Here is a 21,812-nt window from a genome sequence, read left to right as displayed (position 1 = left end):
TGTCATTCCGAGGCGAGCAGGCGGCCGTGCACGTCGATTTCGCCGTTCCGGATCCGGGTGCTGCTGATTCGCGTGCCGTCTTCGGCGACGACGAACGGCGGCGTGTGGATTTCCAGCGGGTGGAGCCCCGCGTCTCGCCGCTGTTGGTTGAGTTCGTAGGCGCGGCGCTGTGCCTTCGCCTCCGGCGAGGCGACGAGCGCATCCACGTCCGCCCGTGTCGCGGCCGGTCCCTGCGTGTCGTCTAACCGGACAATCTCATACGTGGCGGTATACGGCTCACCCAACTGGTCCAGCTCGGACGCGAGCGCGCTTCGACGGTCATCGTACGCACCCAACTGTTCGACGTGTGTCGGGTCACTACGCGTCTCTGTGGCCAGTTCAGGGCTGGTCAGACCAACGATGACGTGACCATCGCCGCTCCCGTCGTGACTTGCGGTCTGAAACGCCTTATGCAGGAGCGCCCGGTGGCCGTTGTGAATTGGTGTGAAGGTCCCGCCGAGAATCGCTGTCCGGTCCGCGTCTGCCATACGCGAATGTCCCACCAGCGTCATATATAATTGCTGTCCGTCGCATAACTCCTCAGTCCCAACGGTCTCTACCGACAGTAACCCGGTAACACTCGCGTCAGCAGTCATTGAAGTAGTTTCGGCACGTATCGATACCAATGACTAACGTCACCCCGACACCGGGTATCCACCACGTCACGTGTATCGCGAGCGACCCACAGCAAAACATGAACTTCTGGGTCGAAACACTCGGTCTCCGGCTCGTCAAGCGCTCGATCAATCAGGACGATCCCAGCACGTACCACTTCTTCTTTGCCGACGCCGAGGGGAACCCAGGGACGAGCATGACCTTCTTCCCGTGGGAAAACCACGCACAGGGCAAAGTCGGCTCCGGACAGGTCTCACGCACAGCGTTCCGCGTGCCGGAGGGCAGCCTCGACTACTGGGAGGACCGCTTCGAGGAGTACGGTGTCGACTACGACGACCGCGTCGAGCGGTTCGGTGAGACTGTCCTCCCGTTCCGCGATCCGGACGGACTGCCGGTCGAACTGGTCGAAGTCGAGATTCCTGACGACGACCCGACCGAGCCGTGGACGGCGTTCGTCCCCGAAGACGCCGCCATCCGTGGCTTCCACTCTGTGACGCTGTGGCTGGCTGACCCCGAACCTACGGAGGAGCTGCTCCGGACGATGGGCCTCGAAGAAGTCGGTACCGAGCAGGCACAGGGCGACACGCCCGGCGACGAACGGACTCGATTCGCCGCGCCGGGGACCGTTGGGACGTACGTCGACGTGTTGCCGACCATCGAGGGCGGGCGGCAGGGCCACGGCACGGTCCACCACGTCGCCTTCCAGACGCCGACCGACGAGGACCAGCAGTCGATGCGCGAGGCCGTCCGCGGGGCGGGGCTGCGCCCCACGTCGCAGATAGACCGCCACTGGTTCCGGTCGGTGTACTTTCGTGAGTTCGGCGGCATCCTGATCGAACTCGCCACCAGCGACCCCGGCTACGACAGCGACGAGCCACTCGACGACCTTGGTGGCCGGCTGGTGCTGCCCGGGAAGTTCGAGGACCGACGCGAGGAAATTGAGGCGGGGCTCACAGACGTGACGATTCCCCAGCCAGCGGCCGCCGAAGCCGGCGACTAACGCAGACGAGACGACTGGTATCCGCTTCATTCTATCTGTTAGCCTGCGAGTAAATATGCGTGCCCGGGGTGTCTCGTGTTATATGTCCACAGAGGGACAGGAGTACGTTATCGCGCCGTGGGGGGAGAGTAAGTGTGAGACGACCGACGTGACGGTCGACCTGCCGTCACGAGACATTGCGGCGCAACTGGAAGTCCCGACAAGTGTGCTAGACCGAATGGCACAGCTCGGCGACGAGCACGACATCCCAGTGACGCAGGCGCTCGGGGAGCGACTGGAGATTAACCGGGCGCGGGTGTCGCTCTATGCCGCGAAGTCGGTTGATGATGTGGTCGCCGTCAAGCAACACCTCACTGACGCCCGCGAGTACCTGTCCGGTGTCGAGGCGCTCGATACGGCCGACATCGAAGCCGACATCGACCACCTCTGGACTGACGAACTCGGCAGCGCGTAACCTCGTCGGTGGGGTGGGTACCGGAGTGAGAGCGGCTATCTGTTGCTCTCGTTGCATAGAAAGCCGGTTTATCAGCAACTCCCAATAGACGGTAATGAATGACGGTACGATACGTGATATAGAGAGCTTCTCCCCTTTTCAACGGGCTAGCGTCCTATTTCCAGCTGCTCTCTCAATTCTTTACCGTCAGTCCGGAGTTTACAGTAACTTTAATTCCCTGAGTGTCTCACCTGTTCCCGTGGAATTATAATGAACAATAACAGACAGCTGTGGATCGTAGCTGCAGTGTCGTTGCTCCTGATATTCGGCGGCAGCGGCCTCGCGTGGACAGTACAGACCGACGGCGGGTCCGTGGAGGTCCGCGACGTGCGGTTCTCTGGGACCAACGGAACGATGATGAGCGGAACGCTGTACATCCCTGAGGAAGCCAGCAGCGCGTCCCCGCAACCAGGGGTGTTAGCCGTCCACGGGTACATCAACTCGAAAGAGACCCAGTCCCCGTTCGCTATCGAGTACGCACGACGGGGTTTCGTTGTCCTCGCTATCGACCAGACCGGTCACGGCTACTCTGACCCACCGGCGTTCAAGAACGGGTACGGTGGCCCTGATAGCCTCGAATACCTCCGGTCGCTGGACTACGTCGACAACGAAAACATCGGCCTCGAAGGGCATTCGATGGGCGGCTGGACCGTCGTCACGGCGGCCGCGGCCCACCCAGACGGGTACGAGTCGATGGTTATCGAGGGGTCATCGACTGGATCGAACCGCGCTCCTGAAGGCACTGATTCGTTCCCACGGAACCTCGCCGTCGTGTTCAGTGAGTACGACGAGTTCTCCCCGCTGATGTGGGGGACGGCGAGTGCGTCCGACGTTGAGCAGAGCGACAAACTCCAGACGGTGTTTGGGACGGACAGCGCTGTCACGGAGAGTCGCACCTACGGGAGCGTTGATGACGGCACTGCACGGCGGCTATACACGCCGGCAACGACTCATCCCGGCGACCACTTCTCGACCGCAGCCATCGGCGCGTCCATCGAGTGGCTCCAGCTAACACTTGAGGGCGAGGACGAGATGGATCCGAGCAATCAGGTCTGGTACTGGAAGTCGCTGGGCACCTTTATCGCCCTCATCGGTGGTGTGCTGTCACTGTTCCCGGCTGGTGGTCTGCTCGTCGAACGGGCATCGACCGACAGACTCCGGCGCGAGTACCCTGAAGGGAAGGGGATGACCGGCGCGAAACGCTACGCGGCGTCGCTACTTGCCGCCACCATTCCGATTGTGACGTACTTCCCGCTACAGGACGCCGCACCGGCGATAATCGGGCTCAGTTGGCTGTTCCCACAGCAGATCAACAACGGCGTGATCGTCTGGGCACTGGGGAACGCGGTCATCACGGCGGTCCTGTTCGCGGTGTGGCATTACACGACCAACGCTGACGACCCGTCGGTTTCGCTGGCGAACTACGGGCTTGATACGGGCGACGGCGCGCGGACGGTCGGCGTCTCGGTCCTAGCCGGCGTCGCTACCGTCGCCGTGCTGTACCTGCTGGAAGCCGTCGTGGCGTTCCTGTTCCAGACGGACTTCCGCATCTGGGTGTTTGCCATCAAACTCCTCTCCCCGGCGCAGTTCCGGATCAGCTTCTCGTATCTCCTGCCACTGTTTGCCTTCTTCGTCGTCCTCGGCGCACTCTTGCACGGTCAGCTCCGTCCCGAGGGTGAGTCCCGGTCGCTCCGCCGTGCAATGGCGACGAACTGGCTCATCGTCGTCGGCGGGTTCGTCGTGTTGTTGGCGGTTCAGTACGTCCCGCTGCTGTCCGGCCGGCCACTGCCGCTTGGCCACCCGTTGCTGACAATTCTGGCGCTACAGTTCGTCGCCCTGCTCAGCATCGTATCCTTCGTTAGCACCTACTTCTTCAGGAAGACGGGTCGGGTCTGGGTCGGCGCGACGATCAACGCCGTCCTCGTGACGTGGGTTATTGTCGCCGGAACCGCGACGCAGTTCCCCGTCTAGATCCGGCGTTTCACTTTCTTCTCGGTTCTGTCCGCCAAGTCGTGTTTCGGTTGTGACGACGCACAGCCGAAATCCGACAGTGGTTCAGTCGTCGCTCATCACACCCTCGGCGACGGCCATGTCCTCGACTGTGGGGTCGTCCTCGGATGCCCGGAGGACGAATCGCTTGCGGATCAGGTCGGCCGCGTAGATGGCTGTCCCCAGAATGATGAGCGTGTCACCGGGGAGTCGCGCCCAGAACAGCGTCTGGACGAGCGGCTGGTTGTAGAACGCTACGCTCCGGGCTGCGGCATAGCTGCCGGTGAACGCCGCCTCCAGCTGGAGGAAGCCAACGGGCAGAACAGAGACGAACACCATCAGCGCCAGACCGACGTTCCAGCACCAGAACGCCGCCCGGAGCCAGGACCCGTCCCAGCGACCGGGTTTGATGGCGAGCTGGAGCATGTAGGTGACCATCCCCAGCGCGAGGAAGCCGAAGGCCCCGAACATCGCGGCGTGGGCGTGGCCAACGGTGAGGTAGGTGCCGTGCTCGTAGTAGTTGATGAGCGGGAGGTTGATGAAGAAGCCGAGCACGCCGGCCCCGACGAAGTTCCAGACCCCGCTGGCGATGATGAACATGAACGGGAGTTTGTAGGGGAACCCGCCGGTCTCGGACATCGCCCGGTACTGGCCCAGCGCCTCGTAGAGGATGAACACGAGCGGGAGCAGTTCAAGTGTCGAGAACACGCTCCCGATGGGGACCCACATGTCGGGCATGCCGACCCACCAGTAGTGGTGGGAGACGCCGATAACGCCCGTACTCATCACCAGCAAGGCCTGAAGCATGACTGCCTTCTCGGCGCTACGGCGGCTGAGCAGGTTCATCGACACTAGCGTCAGGCCAATGATGGCGACGATGAAGAACTCGAAGGCTCCTTCGACCCACATGTGGACGACCCACCAGCGCCAGAACTCCGTGACGGCGATGTTGGTCTCCGGAGTGAAAAAGAACCCGGCGGTAAACAGCAGTGCGATGGAGCCGCCAGCGTACAGGATCATATGTGCGAGGCCGAACACTGGCTCGCGGTCCAGCAGCGGCTTCAGACCGCGAATCGAGAGGACGGCCCACAGACCGAAGCCGACGAGCAGCCCGACCTGCCAGACCTTCCCGACTTCGAGGTACTCTAGCCCTTCGTTGCCGACGAGCCACCAGAGGTCGCCGAAGTAACCGTGCGAGCCGAGCCAGATGCCGCCGAGGCCGCCGACGGTGACGACGACAATCGCGACGAGCAACGCGTCGATGTAGGTCGACTGGCGTTTGGGTTCGTGGCCGGTCAGCAGCGGCGGGAGGAACAGGCCCGCGCCGAGCCAGGTCGCGGCTATCCAGAGGATGCCCAGGTCTATGTGCCATGTCTTCGCCATAGCGAAGGGCAGTAGCTGGAGGATGTGGACGCCGAAGATTTCCTCGATGCCGAAGAAGCCGGCCCGTTCGATGTAGAAGTGCGCAAGCAACCCACCGAGTAACACCTGCGCGAGGAACAGCCCGGCGGCGACCGGGATGAACCGCAGGGCGGCCCGCTGGCTGGGGAAAATGCTCACGTCGCCCGGCTCGGGCACCGAGAGGTCTCCGGCGGACGGCTCAGGGAGGCTGACGGCGTTGTAGAGCCAGATTCCGCCACCGGCAGCACCGACGAGGAGGACCATCGCGATGACGCTCCAAGTCATCGCCGCGCCGGTCGCATCGTTCCCGGCGGCGGGCTCGTACGGCCAGTCGTTCGTGTAGGAGTGTTCGCCGCCCGGACGGTCGGTGTGGGAGAACCACGCCGTCCACATGGCGAAGTCGGCGAACTGCCGGGCATCGGCTTCAGAGTCAATCATCTCCTCGGGGACGCCCCGCTCGTGGCTCCCCTCGTGATACCGCTCGACGTACTCCTGACGGACCTGCTGGTGGGCGTACAGTTCTGCGGCGGAGTACTCGATGTTCCCGCCGTCGTACTCCCCGCTGAGGTCCTGTTTGACGTCATCGTCGACGGCAGCCTGTTCAGCCGTCGACAGCGAGTCGTACTCGGTCCCGTAGCGTTCCTCGGCGTAATAGGTCCGCATGTGCTGGGTTTTCAACTCCAGCGCGTCGGCGGTGTAGTCCGCGCCGTAGTACGCGCCGTTCCCGAGAATCGACCCGTGGTTCATCAGTCCGTTCTTCTGGAACGTCTTCTTGCCCTCCCGGATGTCCGCACCCGTGAGAACGGTCTCGCCGTCGGGTCCGACGACTTCCTCAGGGATTGGCGGCGCTTCCTGGTACGCGATCCACGCGCCGGCCCCCATGACGACGAGGTTGAAGACGAACGCGGCGGCGATTACCTTCGCGATTGTTTTGCGTTTGAGCTCCATGTGGTTGGAACTCCAGTACCCCAAAATAAGAAGGGGGTAAGACGTTCCCAGTCGCTGGCGACGGGGGAGAACATGTTCGCCCTGACAGGGACCAGTGGTGTTCTGTCCCCGGATTCGACGTGGGACGTAGCGGGGTATCACAAGGCAGATTACTACCTGCCACTCTCACTCTGGTATGCGCCGTCGCCGCTTCGTCCAGACGCTCGGGGCGTCTGCACTGGTCTGGAGCGCAGGCTGTACCGAGCAGTCGGACGACACAACACCGGCCTTCGAAGTGTCGAGCCCCGCGTTCAGTTCCGGGGACACGCTTCCGCCCCGATTCACCTGTGACGGCGAGGGCGTTTCGCCTCCATTTGTCATAGAGCGTGTCCCGGAGCCGACGGCGGCGCTGGCGGTCACGGCTGAGTACGACGGCGGCGTGTTCAGCCAGCCAGTGTTCTGGACGCTGTGGAACGTCCCACCCGAGACCGAGCGGATTCCGGCCGGGCTCCCGCGCGAGCCGACCCTCGATACGCTCGGCGGCGCTCGACAGGGAACACAGCCCCCAAACGAGCCGGGATATGAACCGCCGTGCCCGCCGGCCGGACAGCCCTACGAACACCGGTTTCAGGTGTACGCACTCGGTGAGGAACTCTCTATCGAGGGCGGAACCGAACAGGAAGAAGCGTCAGAGACCATCGCGAACGCGCTTATCGCAAGCACTCGTCTCACTGTTGATTACACCCACCCGGCCGGGACCGACAGCTAACGAGTGGTACCGGAGACAACCGGGCCAGCACACCGTCTGAACGACTGCTCATCTGATGTTGTCTGCCGTTTGGACGGCTCTTGAGTGACACGGCTCGCTGTGACCGACCAGTGCATGCTGTGTGGCGCGCAGCTAATTGTGGCAATGGTTCACAATACCATTAAACCTATATACTGATGTGTTATACCATATCATGTATGGCGTCCGCACCGAGTAGTGACGATATGTTCGACGAGTTCCTCTCCCAGCGTGGCCACGACGTGGACCAGAGTGGTTGGGAAGAGAGCTATAACAAGAAGCAGTGCCCTGATTGCGGCGGTCTTCACGAGTCGACAGCGGCACAGTGCTCGGTGTGTGGCTGGACACCGGTACGGTAAGGATACTCCGTTTTTCGGTCTTCCACCTTCATCCAGCAGCGGCAGTAGCGACCGGCAAAACCGGCAGTTTGCTCTCTGTCGAGTCGCACCTCACGCCGTCGCTTGTCGGGACAGCACCGGTACAGACAGTCGGAACTGCGCTACAGTGTAGAAGGAAATGGGGAGTCTTTGCGTGGCCAGCCGACGGTTGGGGGGGTCGTGTGCCGGCGGGCCGACCGGTTCAGAACCGACAATTGGGGGGTCGTGTGTCGGCGGACTGACCGGCCTGTGGTGGTTACAGCGAATCAAGCGCCGCATGGAGGAACAGCCCGAGCGCGAGATGTTGGTACGCAGACGTCGCGATCTGCTCTTTCGCAGCCGCATCGTCCGCGATTCCGTACTGTTTCGTCTGGACGAGTTCGTGCATCTGGAGCGTGCCATCCGCTTCTAACTCGTGCAGCCGGGGGTACACTGTCCCCGGACTCAGTTCGGCACCGAACTGGGCGTCCAGTTCCTCCATCAGTCCGGTCCCGTGGGTGCCACCATCGGCGACTGCGATCATCGCCAGTAGAATCTCTTCCAGACTCTGTGTGACGATTCCGTCATCAACCGCGGTTTCGCCGTTGACGACGTCGTCAATGACCGGGTCCAACAACGACTCCGTGATGGCGTCACGACTGGGTGGGTCATGCGATTCCGGGCGCTCTGTATCGCCGAGAGGGGTCACTCGCTCATCGGCGCTCTGGCCCTGCATCTTGCCCGTCGTCACGCGACGGAGGTTGTCTCCGGACATCGTCTCACCTGAACGCAATCCGCAGTGAGTGCTACAGGGGCTATCATAATATAAACGGGGCAGTGTTTTCTGAGCGTGAAATCACCACAGTGCTCGAAAACGCTTATATAATATGACGCGAATCTTGGTGTAGTGGCTGAGGAACAGAGCATCGAGGAGATTCTCGATACGATCGGCGACCAGCACGCACGCCGTGTACTCGCCGCAATCAGCCGAGAACCGCAGTCGGCGAAGGAACTCGCGGAGGAGTGTGACCTCTCATTGCCAACGGTGTATCGACGTATCGAACTGCTCGACGAGTACGACCTCGTCACCGACCGGACGCTCGTCGCCGAGGACGGGAATCACTACAAGGTGTACGAGTCCAACTTCGAGTCGACGGTCATCTCGCTCGAAGACGAGGAGTATAAAGTACGCATCTATCGGGAAGAGAACCTCCCGGACCGGTTTAGTCAGCTCTGGGACGAGCTGAACCCGGAATGAGCGTGCCGACCAGTGGACGGGTGACCACATGACGACCGGCGTGACTATCGCACGTAGCGCGCTCATCCTGATGCGGATGGTGGTGTTCGGGCTGACACTCGGTATCACGCTGATTAGCTTCCAGGCCTACCGGAAGCGGCCGTCGGAACGCCTCCAGTACGCGTTTGTCGGGTTTGCGTTCATCAGTATGGGTGTCGCCATCTCCAGCGTTATCACACAACTGAGCGCCGGCGAGACCGGTGCCATCGTTCGCGTGTTCTTCCAGATGGCAGAGACGATCCCGTTCATCATCGGGTTCGCGATGCTGTACGTGTCGCTGTACCGGTGAGAAATCCGTTTGGGTGCACCGGTCAGTTGTCGTCCCGGTAAAGCACGTTGTTTATTTGGCCGCGGTTCCACTACATGTTCAATGACTGATTCGACCACCGAGGTTGTCCGCCTGTTCGGTGGGCCCGGTAGCGGGAAGACGACGGCGCTGCTCGACCGCGTGGACGAACTGCTGGAAGACGACGACGTAGACTTCCGTGATGTACTGGTTGTCTCGTACACGCGTGCGGCGGCCGCCGAGATCCGTGAGCGACTCGCGGACCGACTCGGCCTGTCTCCTCGTGCTCTCCGCGGGAACGTCTGTACGATGCACGCGAAGGCGTACGAACTGCTGAACCTCTCCCGTGGCGACGTCGTCGGCGAAGACGACAAGGAGGCCTTCTGCGAGGAGTTCGGTATCGACTACGAGGATGAGTACGAGGGGTCTCGGCGTCGGTCGGCCCGCTCGACCACCCTCGGGAACAAGATTATTGCGACCAGTCAGTGGCTCCAGCGGACCCGTCGCGACGTGGCCGACTGGTACGACGTCCCCTTCAAGTGGGACGACGAGGAGGTCCGGCTCCCGCCGGAAATCGACGACAACGCCCAGACCGGCAACAAGTACACGCCGACCTGGCCGACCGACGACGACCGCGTCGATGTCCCCAGCGCCATTCGCGGCTGGCGCACCTACAAGGGCGAGAACGACCTGACCGGCTTCGCCGATATGCTCGAACGGGTCGCCCAGCGCTCGCTGCTCCCCAACGTCGAGTACCTCATTATCGACGAGTTTCAGGACATCACGACGCTGCAGTATGACGTGTACGACGAGTGGAAACCACACATGGAGCGGGTGCTCATCGCCGGCGACGACGACCAGGTCGTCTACGCCTGGCAGGGCGCTGACCCAGACCTCCTGCTTGAGGAAGTCGTCACCCAAGACGAGGTGCTGCCCAACTCCTACCGGCTCCCCTCGCGCATCCTCAACGTCGTCAACCGCGAGGTCCGCCACATCGAGAAGCGCCAGGAGAAAGACCTCAATCCGCGCAAGGAGGGCGGTCGCGTCGAAGCGGTCCAGAACCCCTCGATGTTCGACCTCTCGCGGAACGTCACCCGGACCATCGAGCAGTCCGACGAGACGGTGATGGTCCTGTTCCGGGCCCGCTACCAGATGTTCCAGTTCATCGACGAGTTCATCGACAACGGAATCCCCTTCTCCTGTCTCACCGACCAGCGGATGTGGACCGACCGGCTCACCCAGTACGTCAACGGGCTCGAAGCCGTCGAGGCCGACGAGCCGCTGACGGTGCTTGAGGCCCGCCGCCTCGCCGACATGCTCGTCGACTCCGCGTTCGGCACCGGCGAGCGCGACGACCTCTTCGACGCGCTCGAAGAGATAGACGAGGCCCACGAGGACCAGGACATCGCCGACATCGAGATCGAACCCGACGTGGTCCATGAGCACGTTCCGTTCCTCCCCGACGCGGCCTCGGCGGGCGATATGCTCCGGAAAGTGACAAACTTCCAGGAGCGGACCGTCGACGCGTACTTCAGCGGAGACTACACCGGGATGGACGCCGACCGCGTCCGCGTGGGCACCATCCACTCCGCGAAAGGTCGCGAGGCCGATCACGTGTTCGTCGCGACGGACCTCACGGAGAAAGTCGTCGAGCAGATGGCCGCCACGGTCGACCAGCAGGGTATCGAGGTACCCGGTATGGATGAGTTCACGAAACACACCAGTCCCGTGCCGACGCTGACCGACAACGAACGGCGTGTGTTCTACGTCGGGATGTCCCGCGCTCGCGAGCGACTCGTGCTACTCGAGAACCTCGTCGACGGCGCGCCGACGCTCCCTATCGACGTCTTGCTGGAAAACGAGCCAAGCGACCGCTCCATCGAGCAACTGCTTGACGACGCCAGTGAGACCATCGCGGCCGACTGAAGCGGTCACTCTTCTCACTCGTCGATGGTCCCACCCTCTAGGTAGTATCGCGTCTTGTCACGCGTCGACTGGGCGACCTTGGTAAACGTGACAACCCGCTGGTTGCCATCCGTCTCGTCACGCTCGATATGGAGTTCCAGGCCCTGATCGCGGAAGTACGACAGCAGGTCGGCGATGGTTTTCGGGTCGCCACGAACGGTGTGTGTTTCGCCGACCGGGTCACCTCTGTCTACCGCCCGTATTGTTTCGACTGCAGGCTGAAGAATGGCTTCACCCAACTCCTGTGCCCGCTCGCGAATCGTTGCCGGCGACTCGCCGCGCTCGACGGCCTGGAAAGCCTCCCGTATGACGCGGGTGAAAACGAAGTCTCGCCCGTAGTCGAATGGTAGTTCGAACGCGTGTTCAAGATCGGCCCGATGGATCGCGCTCGTCGTGTACTTCAGCGCCGTCTTCCCGTCCGTCGATTTCAAGACAACGCCTTCCCGGTCGCGAGCGTTCAGATCATCGATCCGTTCGCGGGCGACGTCGACGGCCGCTGCCGGGGTGTAGGTCCCGTAGTGGTCGACGCTTTCGAGGCCGTAGGTCTCACACCGGTCGAGGCGCCGTTCGACGCCCATCGGCGTCCCGCTCTCGCGGTGGCGGATCCCAAACACGTAGAACCCGACCTCCTCGACCTCGCTGTACTCGTGGTCGGTGTAGGGGTTCTCCGGCCCGACGAGTTCGCCACACAGCATGTGCTCGGGGTGGTCGTCGAAGAACGCCTCGGCGTCGAGCAGCGCCTCGACCTTCCGCGTGGTGTAGGGACAGACGAACCCGCTCCGGGTGAACGCGAGTAGGTCCCCGTCGATTCGGGCGACCCTGACGTTGTAGCCGTTGAGTTTCTCCTCGATGGCGACGGGTCCCTCGAAGGTCTCCCGAACCGCCGGTTCGAGGACGAGCGCGCGCGGCATCGACGGGTAGCCCCGGACGACCACGTCGTCGACGAGCGCCGTCCCGCGCTCGATGCCGTGGCGCTCGTCGCTGAGGTGTCGGTACCGCTGGCCGCGGAACCACTCGGTGTCGAAGTGTTCCAGCAGGTCCGCGGGGTCGGCGTCGACGTCGAACAGCGACCCCCAGTCTCTCGACATACGTGAGGGTTGTTGACATGACACCAAAATTCTGCTGGCGCGTCCCGCCCGGCGGGACTCGCCAGAGGGCATTAGTTACCGGCTACCGTAGCGCCGGTATGGTCGACCGCCCGCTCAAACAACGGTTCGTCCTCGACACGTCGCTGTTTCTCACCCCGGAAATCAGGAGCGGCGACGAGGATCTGGAGGCGGCCTGCCTGGAACTGCTCGACCTCATCTCGGAGGCGAAACTGGTCCACAACATCTCCTGTTACATGCCGCCGTCGATACAGGCGGAACTGACGACGATGCTCGAAGACCGGGCCATCAGCGACGAGGTGCTGACGAAACTGGACACGTGGGTCATTACGAAGTCCCCGGCCCACCACGAGGTACGGATTCCGGCGGCCCACGTCTACGAGTTCATCGACGAGATGTCCGAGCGGGTGGACCGCGGTCTGCGCGTCTCCGAGAAGGCCGTCCGGAAAGCCGAGGAGTCGCGGGCCGAAACGGTCGAGGAACACGACCACATGACGGAGGTGGACAAAGTCATCTCGGACCTGCGCGACGAGTACCGGGACACGCTCCGGCAGGGCGTGCTCGATTCCCGCGAGGACTTCGACCTCCTGATACTCGCACAGGAACTGGACGCCGGCGTCGTCACGGAGGACCAGGGCATCATCAACTGGGCGGAGGACTTCGGACTACGGTATCTCAAGGGGCGGAACTTCCCGTCGCTTCTCAGGGAGTACCTCGCGGCCGACGACCCGGACCGCTGGCGCGACGAGACCTAATCGTCGTCACGGTCTGGCGAGTTCCCGCCGGGGAGCGCGCTGCGCGCCCGTCCGACGATTGCGCCGGGGATGTCCGTCGGGGAGGGGGCGACCCACTCGATGACCAGTAAGGCGGCGGCTAACCCGAGAAAGACTGCACCGATTGTCGTCTGGCCGCGGGCGATGTTGTCGACGCCGAGGAGGGTGACCCGCGCGGCGAGTACGACCGCGACCATCAGCTCGATTGTCCCGATGAGCCCCCGTGCCATCGGTCGCTGTAGACGGTGCCCGAACAAAAGCACCGCGCCTGCGTGACGCCCGCGGCCACACCAGTTCGTGGGACATACGTTCAAGTCGCTGCCGGCTAAACGTCGCTGGTATGCTAATCGGCATCGTCTCGGACACACACGACAACGTGTCGCAGGTCGAAGCCGCAGTCGAGACATTCGTTGATGCGGGCTGTGAGACGGTCGTTCACTGTGGCGACTTCGTCGCTCCGTTCTCGGTGACGCCGTTCGACCGCAACTGGTCGTTCTACGCCGTCCGCGGCAACAACGACGGCGAGTGGGCGGTCCAGTCCACCGTCGCGGACTTCGGCACGTACTTCGGCGAGATGGGCGAGGTGACCGTCGACGGCCACGACATCGCGATGTACCACGGCACCAGCGGCGAGATCGTCGACGCGCTGGTCGAGTGTGGCACCTACGACTACGTGCTCCACGGGCACACCCACGAACGCGGCCACGAGGAGCGCGGGGGGACGGAACGAATCAATCCCGGCGGCATCTCGATTCCGCCGGCCCCTGAGCCGTTCTCGGTTGCGACGCTCTCGACGGTGACCGGCGAGGTCGAATTCCACGAACTGGGGTGAGAATCAGTCGTCGGCGTGACTGTCGACGCGCTGTGGGCTGCCGTCGTGTTCGACGAGGCCGCGACCGACGCCGAGAGCTTCGTCGGTGCGTCGGATGCTCTTTTCGGCGCTTGCGGTCCGCTCGGAGAGTGCGCGGACGGCGTCGATATTCTCGGGCACCACGTCGGCTTCCTGGTGGATGGCCTGGAACAGGTAGAGGTCCCGTCCTTCGACCGTGATGGATTCGGCCCAGATACAGTTCTCCCATACGTCACCGCGCGGACGACCGGCGTCGCGAGTGTACTCCTTGAGCTTCCCCGCACCGTCGATACCAAGCGTCTCAGGGATAAGGAACAGGCGCGACTCGTCGGCGAGGAGGGACGTGACTTCTTCCGTCGTTGGCTCGCTTTCCAGCGTGACATTGACGCTGTGGGTATGCATCTGCGTCGTCGGGACCTTCATTCCCATCGTGTCGATGTCGAGGTCGGGAAAAATCGTCTGGACGTCAGGACCGTGGTGGGAGGGGATTTCGACGGGGTCGGGAAGTGTGTCGTTGATCGGGCCGCGACCGGTCTGGCCCGGGTCAGCACCACGCCGGACCAGTGTCACACGTGATTTTTCAACGCCGTATGATTCCTTGAGCGGTGCGAGGAGGCGTGACAGGCCTGTTGTATTACAGGAGACAACGCGGGCCGTGTCAGCCCCGACCGCATTTTCGTAGTTGGCGCGAGCATTGAAGCTCACATCTGCCACAGCAGCGTCTTCCCCACCTTGGAAGATGGCTGGCGTGTCGTGCTCGGTATACAGCGACGCGTTAGCCGCGCCGACGCCACTTGGCGTGGTGTCGACGACCACGTCGCTCGTCTCGATGAGGTCATGGACCGTCCCGGCCGTCGCGAGGTCGGCGTCCTCGAACGGTTCGCGGCCGTCCGCGGCGTAGAGGTCGTAGCCGCGGTCGTCTGCGATAGTTGCCTCGAAGTTCGGCGAGCGCTTTGCGACGCCCGCAACTGTCATATCTGGCTGGACACGCACCGCGTCAGCGACGCGTTTCCCGATGGTGCCGAAGCCGTTGATGCCCACGTGGAGCATACACGTCCTTTCCTCCGGGGAGAGTATATTCTTTGTGATTAATATACGGAGAAATTAACTCAGATAGTTGTACCTCTGGACATTGTGAGCTTTTAACACAAATTATCAGAAAACACTGAGCTGTAGTGTGTTTCGGCGGCGTACGCCGGCAGTCTATCAAGAGTTATTCAGGCGGAGTACGCACTTAGTTGTATGGACAACTCGTCGCTTCGCGCGCCCGCCGAGACTGCCGTCAAACAGTGTCTGAACCTCCAGCCTGACGAATCGTGTGCGGTCGTCACTGATGACCAGCGGAACTCAATCGGCGAAGCGCTGTATCGCGTCGCCACAGAGATTACTGACGACTCCGTTTTCGTTCGCTATCCGCCGGGTGAGCAACACGGCGCAGAGCCGCCCGCGCCGGTCGCCGGCGCGATGAAGACCGCTGATGTCGTACTCGCGCCCACGACGAAGAGCCTGAGCCACACAGAAGCCCGAACCGACGCCAACGAGGCCGGTGCCCGCGTCGCGACCCTGCCCGGGATTAGTGAGGGCGTGTTCCTCATGGGGTTAGACGCCGATTACCACCGTATCGAACAGCACTGCGAGGACGTGCTGGCGCAGGTCGAAGACGCTGAGGAAATTCGCGTCACGTCACTCCAAGGGACCGATATCACGTTCGGCATCGGTGCGCGCGAGTGGCACATGGACACCGGCATTGTCCACGAGGCCGGCGAGATGTCGAACCTCCCCGCTGGCGAGGTGTTCCTCGCCCCTGAGACGGCCGACGGCACATTCGTCGTCGACGGGACGATGCGCCCCCACGGCAAACTCGACGGGAAGCGTCTCACCTTCGAGGTTGAGGACGGCTACGTCACGGACATCGACGACCCCGATATCCGCGCACAGGTCGAGGACGCTGCCGAGGAAGTCGGCCAAGACGCGTACAATCTCGCAGAGCTGGGTATCGGCACGAACGTCGCTGTGACCGAACTCGTCGGCTCTGTTCTTCTAGACGAGAAGGCCGGCGGCACTGTCCACATCGCTATCGGCGACGACCACGCAATGGGTGGCGACGTGCACGCGCCGATCCATCTGGACGGAATTCTGACGGAGCCGACCGTGTATGCGGATGGAGAGGAAGTGGAACTTCCTCGGGTAAAGTGAGCGGCAACGCCGCGAACACGGGGAGGTCGTAGACCTCCCGGAGCCGAGCGGTGAGTAAAATGAACCGCGAGGCAGATGTGGCAGTGACATTTCCTCGTGTAGAGTGACCGACCCGGGGCCAGAACGGAGTCACGACAGACAGGAATGGAAGCGTGGGTCGCCCATGCCGACCGCTGATGGTTTCTCCTACTCGTGTTCGTATTCCATCTTCACAGCATATCCGACGATGAGCACCGCCCAGACGAGAGATCCGACGAGGACGAGGTCGAACGGGACTTGGTAGCCGAGGTTCCAAGCGAGCACGAGTCCGTGTATCGCCCCCATGAACGCCATCGTTGCGACGGTGACCGTGGCCGCTACTTGCGGCACGTCCGGCGGGTCGTAGCGGAACGCCCCTTTCAACACAATGAGGGTTCCGAGCATCAGCGCCGGCATGAGAACGACACCGACCGGCTTCGAGACGTAGTTATCGGGCGTGCCCGACGCGGAGAAGTGAATCGCGACTTCGGCGGGGAGGCGAGACCAGACCGCCACACCGGCCATGGCTGTCAGGGCGATGATGGCACCGCTTACGATGTCGGCACGGCTCTGTCGGCGCGCCATACCTGTCGTTTGATCCGGCGGCTCAAGAAAGGCAGCGTGACTATGCGAGACAGAACCACGAGCAGCGCCGTGGCGACGACCATTTACGGGAGCGCAGTCAACGCCTGCATATGACAGACGCTACACCGGGCGACCGCATCGCCCTCCCGTGTCCGGCCTGTTCGCCGGACCTGGAAACGGTTCACGAGGTGCTGAAGCCGGGCGGCCACGTGACGGTCCGCTGTACGGACTGTGACCACGTCCACAAGGAGCAACTGCCAGAGGAGGAGACACTAGAGCGAAGCGTTGTCGTCTCACAGGACGGCGACTCCTTCACCGCAGAGGTCGACGTGCCGGCCGAAGAAGAGCTGTCCGTCGGCGAGGAGTTCTTACTGGAGACCGAAGAGGCCGTCGTGACCGCCCGCATTACCAGTTTAGAGACCGCGGACGGCCGCGAAGACGAGGCGGCCGCCGAGGACGTCGAAACCATCTGGTCGCGGGCCGTCGGCAACGTCTCGGTCAACGTCACGATGCACCCGAAAGACGGCACGCACGACGAGACCGAGAGCTTCAAGCTCCACGTCCCCGGCGACTACGAGTTCGTGGTCGGCGAAACCGAGGAGTTCGGCGAGGAGGAGTTCACCGTTGAGGGGATTCACGTCCGCGACGACGCCCACGGCTACGACCACGAGAACATGGACCACGACGGCGACATGGGTATCGCGAAGGACATCAACCGGCTGTACGTCAGAGACGAGTCGACCACGGCGTGGTCGGCGTGGTAGGATGGCCGACTGGGACCGGCAGCGGTCGCGGCTGGCCGACCGCCTGCGCTCGCGTGTCTCCGACGAGACCGTCCTCGCGGCGATAGCGTCGGTCCCCCGCCACCGGTTTGTCCCGACCGACAGGCGACACGACGCCTACACCGACCGCCCGCTCCCGATTGGGTCGGGCCAGACGATTTCTGCGCCGCACATGGTCGCAATCATGGCCGAGTTACTCGACCTATCTCCCGGGGATCAGGTACTGGAGATTGGTACGGGATGTGGTTACCACGCCGCGGTGACCGCCGAACTAGTCGGTCCCGAGAACGTCTACAGTGTGGAGTACCACGCATCGCTGGCTGACGAGGCCTGTGATACACTCGAAGTGACCGGTTACGGAGACGTCTCCGTTCGCGCCGGCGACGGCAAGCAGGGGTGGTCCGAACACGCGCCCTACGACCGAACGTACCTGACCTGCGCCGCGCCGGAGTTCCCCGGTCCGCTCGTCGACCAGACCCGCGACGGCGGCGTCCTCCTGGCCCCGCTCGGCGACGGACAACAGCGCCTTATCCGGGCGGAGAAACAGGCTGACGGCACGCTTAATAGGGCCGACCACGGCGGTGTTCGATTCGTCCCGCTCCAGTAGCGGTTTCGACAGACGTGGCCGTTGTCGCGCCATTGATATAGCTCTGGCCGAATATAGTGATATGGATCCGGCGGTACTGCGGGACGACATGGTCGACAGCCTGCAACACGACAGTAAGGGTGTCGTCCGGAGCGCGTGGCTGTCGACAGCGATGCGCGCCGTCCCCCGCGAGGCCTTCGTCGGCGAGCAACAGGCTTACTCCGACCGCCCGTTCGAACGCCTTGGCACGCGCGTGCTCTCGCCCAGCACCGCCGGCCGAGTGCTCGAAGCCCTGTCGCCCGAAGAAGACGACGACGTGCTCGTGGTCGGTGCCGGCGTCGGCTACACGGCCGCGGTGCTGGCAGAACACGTCGGCGCGGCCAACGTACAGGCGATAGACATCACGCGGCGGCTCGTCGCCGAAGCGCGCCAGAACCTGGCCCAGGCGGGCTACGACGCCGTCCTCGTCGACCGCCGCGATGGGGCCGACGGACTGCCCGAGTACGCGCCCTACGACCGAATCCTGCTGGAAGCCGCCGCAATCGACCCGCCCAGGGCGCTCCTCCGGCAACTGACCGACGACGGGCGGCTGGTGATGCCGCTGGGAACCGGCGAGCAGTCGCTGGCCGTCGTCGACGCTGACGGGTCGGTCGAGCGACACGGCACCGTCGCCTTCCAGCCAATGCTCGTCGAGGGCGAGCAGGCCGACACCGTCGAGCGCAACCGGACTCACCGCGAGGACCGCGAGCACGCCCGCCGGGCGGCCCAGTCCCGCGCTGGCTGGGAGCAGGAGTGGATAGACTGGGACGGCTAGGGCGACCTGACGACGAGCAGGTCGGTGTTCGAGCGGGCGTCCTCGTAGCTGCTGCCCGCCGGCGGTTTCACCTCGAACGTGACTGTGCCGTCCTGTTGATTCGGCCCGAGCGACGGCGACAGCGAGAGGGTCGCGTTCCCTGCACTACCTGTTTCGCCGGTCTTGACTGACGAGAGTGTCGCCGTCCCGCTTTTCGCGACGACCGTTGCGCCGGAGACCGGTGACCCTTTCGAGTCGACGACAGTGACAACGATGTCCTGTGACCCCGGATTCGCCACTTCCGGGTGTGGCTCAACGTCGATCTCCGTCACTTGTAGCGTCTCGATTCCCGAAATAGTACTCATCATCACGGAGAGGCAGGCGACGCCGACCACCAGCGCGATAACGAGGCGAATCGGCAGTCCCTCGATAGCACGTTCGTCGCGCCACAGCGAATCTGACATGGACAGGCGTGGTTCCGAACTCGTATTTGAACCCTTGGACGAACGTTCAAATACCGGAAGGGGTCAACCGCCGGCATGGTCGTTCTCGGGCGCGGGGAAGCGACGGGGGCAACGACGCGGCTGGGCCACTATCGGGCCCGCGATGGAAGCAGCAGTGCTCCAGTCAATCTCGATGTCGACCGGCCACACGTCGGTCTCGTCGTTGGCAAACGTGGGTCGGGGAAGACGTACACGCTCGGCGTCTTCGCCGAGGGACTGATTGCCGCTGAGGGGGTCGCCCCGGTCGTCATCGACCCGATGGGGGCGTTCACGCCGCTCGGAACTGCGGATGTGTCTGCGACGGTCATACATCCCAGCGTTTGCGCGAACGCGCTTGACCCGCGCCAGTGGTGTACGGTGCTCGGCCTCGACCCGGAACGAGGTGCAGGCGCGCTTGTGTGGCGAGCGGCGAGCGAGTGTGTGACACTCGACGGGATGCGCTCGTGGGTAGCCGATGCGGATGCGGCGGCGAGTACCGCTCGCGCGGCAGCGAACCATCTCGCGCTCGCCGCGTCATGGGATATCTTCGATGCTGCGGGTATCGAGACAGAAACGCTGTGCAGCGATAGCCTGACAGTGTTCGATCTGTCGGGACTGGCCTCTCGACCAGCCAGCACGGTCCTCGCTGCTGTCGCGACTTCGCTGTACGACGTTCGGGTGGCCGAGCAGACGTGCCGACTGCCGTGGCTATTGGTCGACGAAGCCCACGCGTTTACTGACGGCGTTGCCCGGCGTCCGCTTCGCCGTCTCGTCACGCGAGGCCGCCAGCCCGGTGTGAGTTGTGTGCTGGCGACACAGCGACCCAGCGCGGTCCCGGCGACAATCGTCTCTCAGACTGATCTGCTCGTCGCACACCGACTGACGAGTACGGCTGACATCGACGCACTACAGGCCGCCCAGCCGACGTATCTCGACGGCGATTTCGCGGCCCGGCTTCCGGAGACGACCGGTGACGCGCTCGTTGTTGACGACGGCACCGAATCCGTCCATCACGTGACTGTCCGCGAACGGCGGACGCCCCACGGCGGCGAGACCCCGCGGGCAAGTGACCTCGGCGCAGACAGAGAGCAGGACTGCTCTGTGGCACGTTCTGAAAAATGACGACTCTATGAGTCACACGGCCCGCACGAGGCCCCAGGCCAGTCCGATTCCAGCCAGCGCACAGACGAGGTTCCCGACAGCGTTGCCCACAGCCAGCCCTACGTAGCCGTCCTCCCACAGTCGGACTGTCTCTACCGAAAACGAGGAAAACGTCGTGAACGATCCGCACGCACCGACACCGACAAGCAACGCCGCGTCACCGGTCACACCAGCGAACGTGACCAGTCCCAAAACGAAGCTTCCGACTGCGTTCACTGTGAGCGTCCCGAGCGGGACCGGTTCTCGCTGGACCGCTCCCGACAGATAGTGGCGACAGAGTGCCCCGAGTGCCCCACCGGCCCCGACCAGATGCGCCGATTCGATAGCGACCATCAGCGCTCGCCTCCGGTGAACAGCCGGACGGTTTCACGGCCGACAAGGACGCCGGTAAACCCCAACGCGTAGCTCCCAACGACGTTCGCAACAGCCCACTCAGGCGTCAATACTGTCTCTACCGCGAACGTGCTGTAGGTGGTGAACGATGAGATGAAGCCGGTCGAAGCGGCCAGTTTCGTCTCGCTGGCCAGTGCACCGACCTGCAGTCCCTCGTACACGAGCACACCGAGCGCGAAACTGCCACAGACGTTGACCAGCAGCGTCCCCTGCAATCCCGGAAAAAAGAGGCCGACGAAGTACCGAAGGTTCGAACCGGCGAACCCCCCGAGGCCTACGAGGACGATAGTTTCGACCGTTACTAGCGGGTTGGTATCCGCCATTTTTACTCTCCGAGTATCTCCGCCAGCCGTGCTTCACCGAGTGTGTCGACGAGCTGTGCGAGTTCGATAACTCGCTCTTCGCCGAGCGTATCCACGAGTTCACGGATTTCTGCCGGGTCGAACGTCCGGGCGACGTAGCCGAGATTCTCTACCATTCGCGTGGTCCGGTCTAGCGTCTCTTCGTCGGGGCGTAGCGTTAGCGGTCGGTTCGTGAATTTCCCGTTTTCATTGAAGTAGCAGAACCGCAACTCGGCGGTGTCGCTGTCATCCGGATCGACAATCTGCAAGACACCGTACCCACTGTCCCACTCGTCCAGTTCGACCTCAAGTAGCGTTTCGTAGCGGGTCACAGGACTTGATTCCAAACACATCGACTTATAGATTGGCATGTCGAAAACAAAAACAAGCGATATAAGTTACAGATCATAACAAAACAGAAGATATTCGAGAACGATCCGAACTTCCTCGGCGATAACGCTGTACCGGAATAATATTGGTACAGATGTTATTCCGGAATCGCTGTCGGCGTATCGACGGTCTGGTGTATCCCATCGTGCCGAGTCTTCCGTAGTAACCCATCGTCGGAGACACCAATGGCTAAAATGGTTT

At 62.9% G+C, this 21,812-nt stretch carries 26 protein-coding genes; 15 read left to right on the top strand and 11 right to left on the bottom strand.

The annotated features are described in order from the left end of the window. Positions 1-2 precede the first annotated feature (2 nt). Positions 3-527 carry a phosphopantetheine adenylyltransferase gene (locus BVU17_13350; GenBank protein AUG48464.1) on the bottom strand — a complete coding sequence of 175 codons (525 nt, stop codon included), beginning with the start codon at positions 525-527 and terminating at the stop codon, positions 3-5. A gap of 137 nt (positions 528-664) precedes the next feature. Here BVU17_13350 and BVU17_13345 point away from each other — a divergent pair, with 137 nt between their 5' ends. The 3 genes from BVU17_13345 (at position 665) to BVU17_13335 (ending at position 4,118) form a co-directional block, all read left to right on the top strand. Next, positions 665-1,654: a ring-cleaving dioxygenase gene (locus BVU17_13345; protein ID AUG48463.1), complete on the top strand. Its 990-nt coding sequence runs from the start codon at positions 665-667 to the stop codon at positions 1,652-1,654. Positions 1,655-1,736: 82 nt separating this feature from the next. Further along, a complete protein-coding gene (locus BVU17_13340; protein ID AUG48462.1) occupies positions 1,737-2,108 on the top strand; it encodes a hypothetical protein in 372 nt (123 codons plus the stop codon). A gap of 249 nt (positions 2,109-2,357) precedes the next feature. Further along, positions 2,358-4,118, top strand: a complete 1,761-nt coding sequence (locus BVU17_13335) for an alpha/beta hydrolase (protein ID AUG48461.1) — start codon at positions 2,358-2,360, stop codon at positions 4,116-4,118. Between the two features lie 84 nt (positions 4,119-4,202). On the opposite strand, the gene BVU17_13330 is transcribed toward BVU17_13335, so the two are convergent. Further along, a complete protein-coding gene (locus BVU17_13330; GenBank protein AUG48460.1) occupies positions 4,203-6,485 on the bottom strand; it encodes a cytochrome B in 2,283 nt (760 codons plus the stop codon). A gap of 175 nt (positions 6,486-6,660) precedes the next feature. Here BVU17_13330 and BVU17_13325 point away from each other — a divergent pair, with 175 nt between their 5' ends. Together BVU17_13325 and BVU17_13320 are read left to right on the top strand one after the other, a co-directional pair. After that, positions 6,661-7,233, top strand: a complete 573-nt coding sequence (locus BVU17_13325; protein ID AUG48459.1) for a hypothetical protein — start codon at positions 6,661-6,663, stop codon at positions 7,231-7,233. Between the two features lie 197 nt (positions 7,234-7,430). After that, on the top strand, positions 7,431-7,610 hold the full coding sequence (locus BVU17_13320; GenBank protein ID AUG48458.1) for a hypothetical protein: 180 nt from the start codon (positions 7,431-7,433) through the stop codon (positions 7,608-7,610). Between the two features lie 274 nt (positions 7,611-7,884). On the opposite strand, the gene BVU17_13315 is transcribed toward BVU17_13320, so the two are convergent. Next, the gene (locus BVU17_13315; protein ID AUG48457.1) at positions 7,885-8,382 is read right to left on the bottom strand and encodes a PadR family transcriptional regulator; all 498 of its coding nucleotides are present in this window, start codon (positions 8,380-8,382) and stop codon (positions 7,885-7,887) included. A gap of 132 nt (positions 8,383-8,514) precedes the next feature. On the opposite strand from BVU17_13315, the gene BVU17_13310 reads away from it, so the two are divergent. The 3 genes from BVU17_13310 to BVU17_13300 all read left to right on the top strand — a co-directional run bounded on the left by BVU17_13310 (position 8,515) and on the right by BVU17_13300 (position 11,116). After that, complete coding sequence (locus tag BVU17_13310; protein ID AUG48456.1) at positions 8,515-8,865, top strand: transcriptional regulator; 351 nt, start codon at positions 8,515-8,517, stop codon at positions 8,863-8,865. 28 nt (positions 8,866-8,893) lie between these two features. Beyond that, positions 8,894-9,193, top strand: a complete 300-nt coding sequence (locus tag BVU17_13305; GenBank protein ID AUG48455.1) for a hypothetical protein — start codon at positions 8,894-8,896, stop codon at positions 9,191-9,193. An 81-nt stretch (positions 9,194-9,274) separates the two neighbouring features. Further along, a complete protein-coding gene (locus tag BVU17_13300; GenBank protein AUG48454.1) occupies positions 9,275-11,116 on the top strand; it encodes an ATP-dependent DNA helicase Rep in 1,842 nt (613 codons plus the stop codon). Positions 11,117-11,130: 14 nt separating this feature from the next. Here BVU17_13300 and BVU17_13295 read toward each other — a convergent pair whose 3' ends face one another. Next, positions 11,131-12,243 (bottom strand): RNA ligase, encoded by a 1,113-nt coding sequence (locus BVU17_13295; protein AUG48453.1) that lies wholly within the window; start codon positions 12,241-12,243, stop codon positions 11,131-11,133. Positions 12,244-12,341: 98 nt separating this feature from the next. Between BVU17_13295 and BVU17_13290 the strand changes: the two genes are divergently transcribed. After that, positions 12,342-13,016 carry an RNA ligase partner protein gene (locus BVU17_13290; GenBank protein AUG48452.1) on the top strand — a complete coding sequence of 225 codons (675 nt, stop codon included), beginning with the start codon at positions 12,342-12,344 and terminating at the stop codon, positions 13,014-13,016. On the opposite strand, the gene BVU17_13285 is transcribed toward BVU17_13290, so the two are convergent. Further along, complete coding sequence (locus tag BVU17_13285; GenBank protein AUG48451.1) at positions 13,013-13,264, bottom strand: hypothetical protein; 252 nt, start codon at positions 13,262-13,264, stop codon at positions 13,013-13,015. The genes BVU17_13290 and BVU17_13285 overlap by 4 nt on opposite strands. 110 nt (positions 13,265-13,374) lie before the next feature. Here BVU17_13285 and BVU17_13280 point away from each other — a divergent pair, with 110 nt between their 5' ends. Continuing rightward, positions 13,375-13,866, top strand: coding sequence for a YfcE family phosphodiesterase (locus tag BVU17_13280; GenBank protein ID AUG48450.1), 492 nt, complete (start codon positions 13,375-13,377; stop codon positions 13,864-13,866). 3 nt (positions 13,867-13,869) lie between these two features. Here BVU17_13280 and BVU17_13275 read toward each other — a convergent pair whose 3' ends face one another. After that, the gene (locus tag BVU17_13275) at positions 13,870-14,934 is read right to left on the bottom strand and encodes a glyceraldehyde-3-phosphate dehydrogenase (GenBank protein AUG48449.1); all 1,065 of its coding nucleotides are present in this window, start codon (positions 14,932-14,934) and stop codon (positions 13,870-13,872) included. A gap of 192 nt (positions 14,935-15,126) precedes the next feature. Between BVU17_13275 and BVU17_13270 the strand changes: the two genes are divergently transcribed. After that, complete coding sequence (locus tag BVU17_13270; GenBank protein ID AUG48448.1) at positions 15,127-16,080, top strand: aminopeptidase; 954 nt, start codon at positions 15,127-15,129, stop codon at positions 16,078-16,080. A 186-nt stretch (positions 16,081-16,266) separates the two neighbouring features. Here the strand turns inward: BVU17_13270 and BVU17_13265 are convergent, their stop codons facing one another. Next, positions 16,267-16,683, bottom strand: coding sequence for a hypothetical protein (locus BVU17_13265; protein ID AUG48447.1), 417 nt, complete (start codon positions 16,681-16,683; stop codon positions 16,267-16,269). A 110-nt stretch (positions 16,684-16,793) separates the two neighbouring features. Here BVU17_13265 and BVU17_13260 point away from each other — a divergent pair, with 110 nt between their 5' ends. The 3 genes from BVU17_13260 (at position 16,794) to BVU17_13250 (ending at position 18,865) form a co-directional block, all read left to right on the top strand. Then, positions 16,794-17,447 (top strand): hypothetical protein, encoded by a 654-nt coding sequence (locus BVU17_13260; protein AUG48446.1) that lies wholly within the window; start codon positions 16,794-16,796, stop codon positions 17,445-17,447. A gap of 1 nt (position 17,448) precedes the next feature. Beyond that, positions 17,449-18,072, top strand: a complete 624-nt coding sequence (locus tag BVU17_13255) for a protein-L-isoaspartate O-methyltransferase (GenBank protein AUG48445.1) — start codon at positions 17,449-17,451, stop codon at positions 18,070-18,072. A 61-nt stretch (positions 18,073-18,133) separates the two neighbouring features. Then, complete coding sequence (locus BVU17_13250) at positions 18,134-18,865, top strand: protein-L-isoaspartate O-methyltransferase (protein ID AUG48444.1); 732 nt, start codon at positions 18,134-18,136, stop codon at positions 18,863-18,865. On the opposite strand, the gene BVU17_13245 is transcribed toward BVU17_13250, so the two are convergent. After that, complete coding sequence (locus BVU17_13245) at positions 18,862-19,308, bottom strand: Ig domain-containing protein group 1 domain-containing protein (GenBank protein AUG48443.1); 447 nt, start codon at positions 19,306-19,308, stop codon at positions 18,862-18,864. The genes BVU17_13250 and BVU17_13245 overlap by 4 nt on opposite strands. A gap of 75 nt (positions 19,309-19,383) precedes the next feature. On the opposite strand from BVU17_13245, the gene BVU17_13240 reads away from it, so the two are divergent. Continuing rightward, the gene (locus tag BVU17_13240; GenBank protein ID AUG48442.1) at positions 19,384-20,448 is read left to right on the top strand and encodes an ATPase; all 1,065 of its coding nucleotides are present in this window, start codon (positions 19,384-19,386) and stop codon (positions 20,446-20,448) included. A 12-nt stretch (positions 20,449-20,460) separates the two neighbouring features. Here BVU17_13240 and BVU17_13235 read toward each other — a convergent pair whose 3' ends face one another. Genes BVU17_13235 through BVU17_13225 form a run of 3 tightly spaced genes read right to left on the bottom strand, consistent with a single transcriptional unit; the run spans position 20,461 to position 21,553 of the window. After that, on the bottom strand, positions 20,461-20,820 hold the full coding sequence (locus tag BVU17_13235) for a chromosome condensation protein CrcB (GenBank protein ID AUG48441.1): 360 nt from the start codon (positions 20,818-20,820) through the stop codon (positions 20,461-20,463). Continuing rightward, the gene (locus BVU17_13230; protein ID AUG48440.1) at positions 20,820-21,203 is read right to left on the bottom strand and encodes a chromosome condensation protein CrcB; all 384 of its coding nucleotides are present in this window, start codon (positions 21,201-21,203) and stop codon (positions 20,820-20,822) included. The genes BVU17_13235 and BVU17_13230 overlap by 1 nt, the downstream gene beginning before the upstream one ends. A 2-nt stretch (positions 21,204-21,205) precedes the next feature. Next, entirely contained in the window at positions 21,206-21,553 is a 348-nt protein-coding gene (locus BVU17_13225; GenBank protein ID AUG48439.1) for a hypothetical protein, read from the bottom strand. Positions 21,554-21,812: the final 259 nt, after the last annotated feature.

It is taken from the genome of Haloarcula taiwanensis (genome assembly GCA_002844335.1).
Lineage (GTDB): Archaea > Halobacteriota > Halobacteria > Halobacteriales > Haloarculaceae > Haloarcula > Haloarcula taiwanensis.
Note: the sequence above shows the minus strand (reverse complement) of the source record. Positions and strands in the feature narration are given on the sequence as shown.

What these genes read in the sequence shown, in the direction of transcription:
- BVU17_13350 (AUG48464.1), bottom strand. Translation starts at nt 527, where the DNA reads ATGGCAGACGCGGACCGGACAGCGATTCTCGGCGGGACCTTCACACCA.
- BVU17_13345 (AUG48463.1), top strand. Translation starts at nt 665, where the DNA reads ATGACTAACGTCACCCCGACACCGGGTATCCACCACGTCACGTGTATC.
- BVU17_13340 (AUG48462.1), top strand. Translation starts at nt 1,737, where the DNA reads ATGTCCACAGAGGGACAGGAGTACGTTATCGCGCCGTGGGGGGAGAGT.
- BVU17_13335 (AUG48461.1), top strand. Translation starts at nt 2,358, where the DNA reads ATGAACAATAACAGACAGCTGTGGATCGTAGCTGCAGTGTCGTTGCTC.
- BVU17_13330 (AUG48460.1), bottom strand. Translation starts at nt 6,485, where the DNA reads ATGGAGCTCAAACGCAAAACAATCGCGAAGGTAATCGCCGCCGCGTTC.
- BVU17_13325 (AUG48459.1), top strand. Translation starts at nt 6,661, where the DNA reads ATGCGCCGTCGCCGCTTCGTCCAGACGCTCGGGGCGTCTGCACTGGTC.
- BVU17_13320 (AUG48458.1), top strand. Translation starts at nt 7,431, where the DNA reads ATGGCGTCCGCACCGAGTAGTGACGATATGTTCGACGAGTTCCTCTCC.
- BVU17_13315 (AUG48457.1), bottom strand. Translation starts at nt 8,382, where the DNA reads ATGTCCGGAGACAACCTCCGTCGCGTGACGACGGGCAAGATGCAGGGC.
- BVU17_13305 (AUG48455.1), top strand. Translation starts at nt 8,894, where the DNA reads ATGACGACCGGCGTGACTATCGCACGTAGCGCGCTCATCCTGATGCGG.
- BVU17_13300 (AUG48454.1), top strand. Translation starts at nt 9,275, where the DNA reads ATGACTGATTCGACCACCGAGGTTGTCCGCCTGTTCGGTGGGCCCGGT.
- BVU17_13295 (AUG48453.1), bottom strand. Translation starts at nt 12,243, where the DNA reads ATGTCGAGAGACTGGGGGTCGCTGTTCGACGTCGACGCCGACCCCGCG.
- BVU17_13290 (AUG48452.1), top strand. Translation starts at nt 12,342, where the DNA reads ATGGTCGACCGCCCGCTCAAACAACGGTTCGTCCTCGACACGTCGCTG.
- BVU17_13285 (AUG48451.1), bottom strand. Translation starts at nt 13,264, where the DNA reads ATGGCACGGGGGCTCATCGGGACAATCGAGCTGATGGTCGCGGTCGTA.
- BVU17_13280 (AUG48450.1), top strand. Translation starts at nt 13,375, where the DNA reads ATGCTAATCGGCATCGTCTCGGACACACACGACAACGTGTCGCAGGTC.
- BVU17_13275 (AUG48449.1), bottom strand. Translation starts at nt 14,934, where the DNA reads ATGCTCCACGTGGGCATCAACGGCTTCGGCACCATCGGGAAACGCGTC.
- BVU17_13270 (AUG48448.1), top strand. Translation starts at nt 15,127, where the DNA reads ATGGACAACTCGTCGCTTCGCGCGCCCGCCGAGACTGCCGTCAAACAG.
- BVU17_13265 (AUG48447.1), bottom strand. Translation starts at nt 16,683, where the DNA reads ATGGCGCGCCGACAGAGCCGTGCCGACATCGTAAGCGGTGCCATCATC.
- BVU17_13260 (AUG48446.1), top strand. Translation starts at nt 16,794, where the DNA reads ATGACAGACGCTACACCGGGCGACCGCATCGCCCTCCCGTGTCCGGCC.
- BVU17_13255 (AUG48445.1), top strand. Translation starts at nt 17,449, where the DNA reads ATGGCCGACTGGGACCGGCAGCGGTCGCGGCTGGCCGACCGCCTGCGC.
- BVU17_13250 (AUG48444.1), top strand. Translation starts at nt 18,134, where the DNA reads ATGGATCCGGCGGTACTGCGGGACGACATGGTCGACAGCCTGCAACAC.
- BVU17_13245 (AUG48443.1), bottom strand. Translation starts at nt 19,308, where the DNA reads ATGTCAGATTCGCTGTGGCGCGACGAACGTGCTATCGAGGGACTGCCG.
- BVU17_13240 (AUG48442.1), top strand. Translation starts at nt 19,384, where the DNA reads ATGGTCGTTCTCGGGCGCGGGGAAGCGACGGGGGCAACGACGCGGCTG.
- BVU17_13235 (AUG48441.1), bottom strand. Translation starts at nt 20,820, where the DNA reads ATGGTCGCTATCGAATCGGCGCATCTGGTCGGGGCCGGTGGGGCACTC.
- BVU17_13230 (AUG48440.1), bottom strand. Translation starts at nt 21,203, where the DNA reads ATGGCGGATACCAACCCGCTAGTAACGGTCGAAACTATCGTCCTCGTA.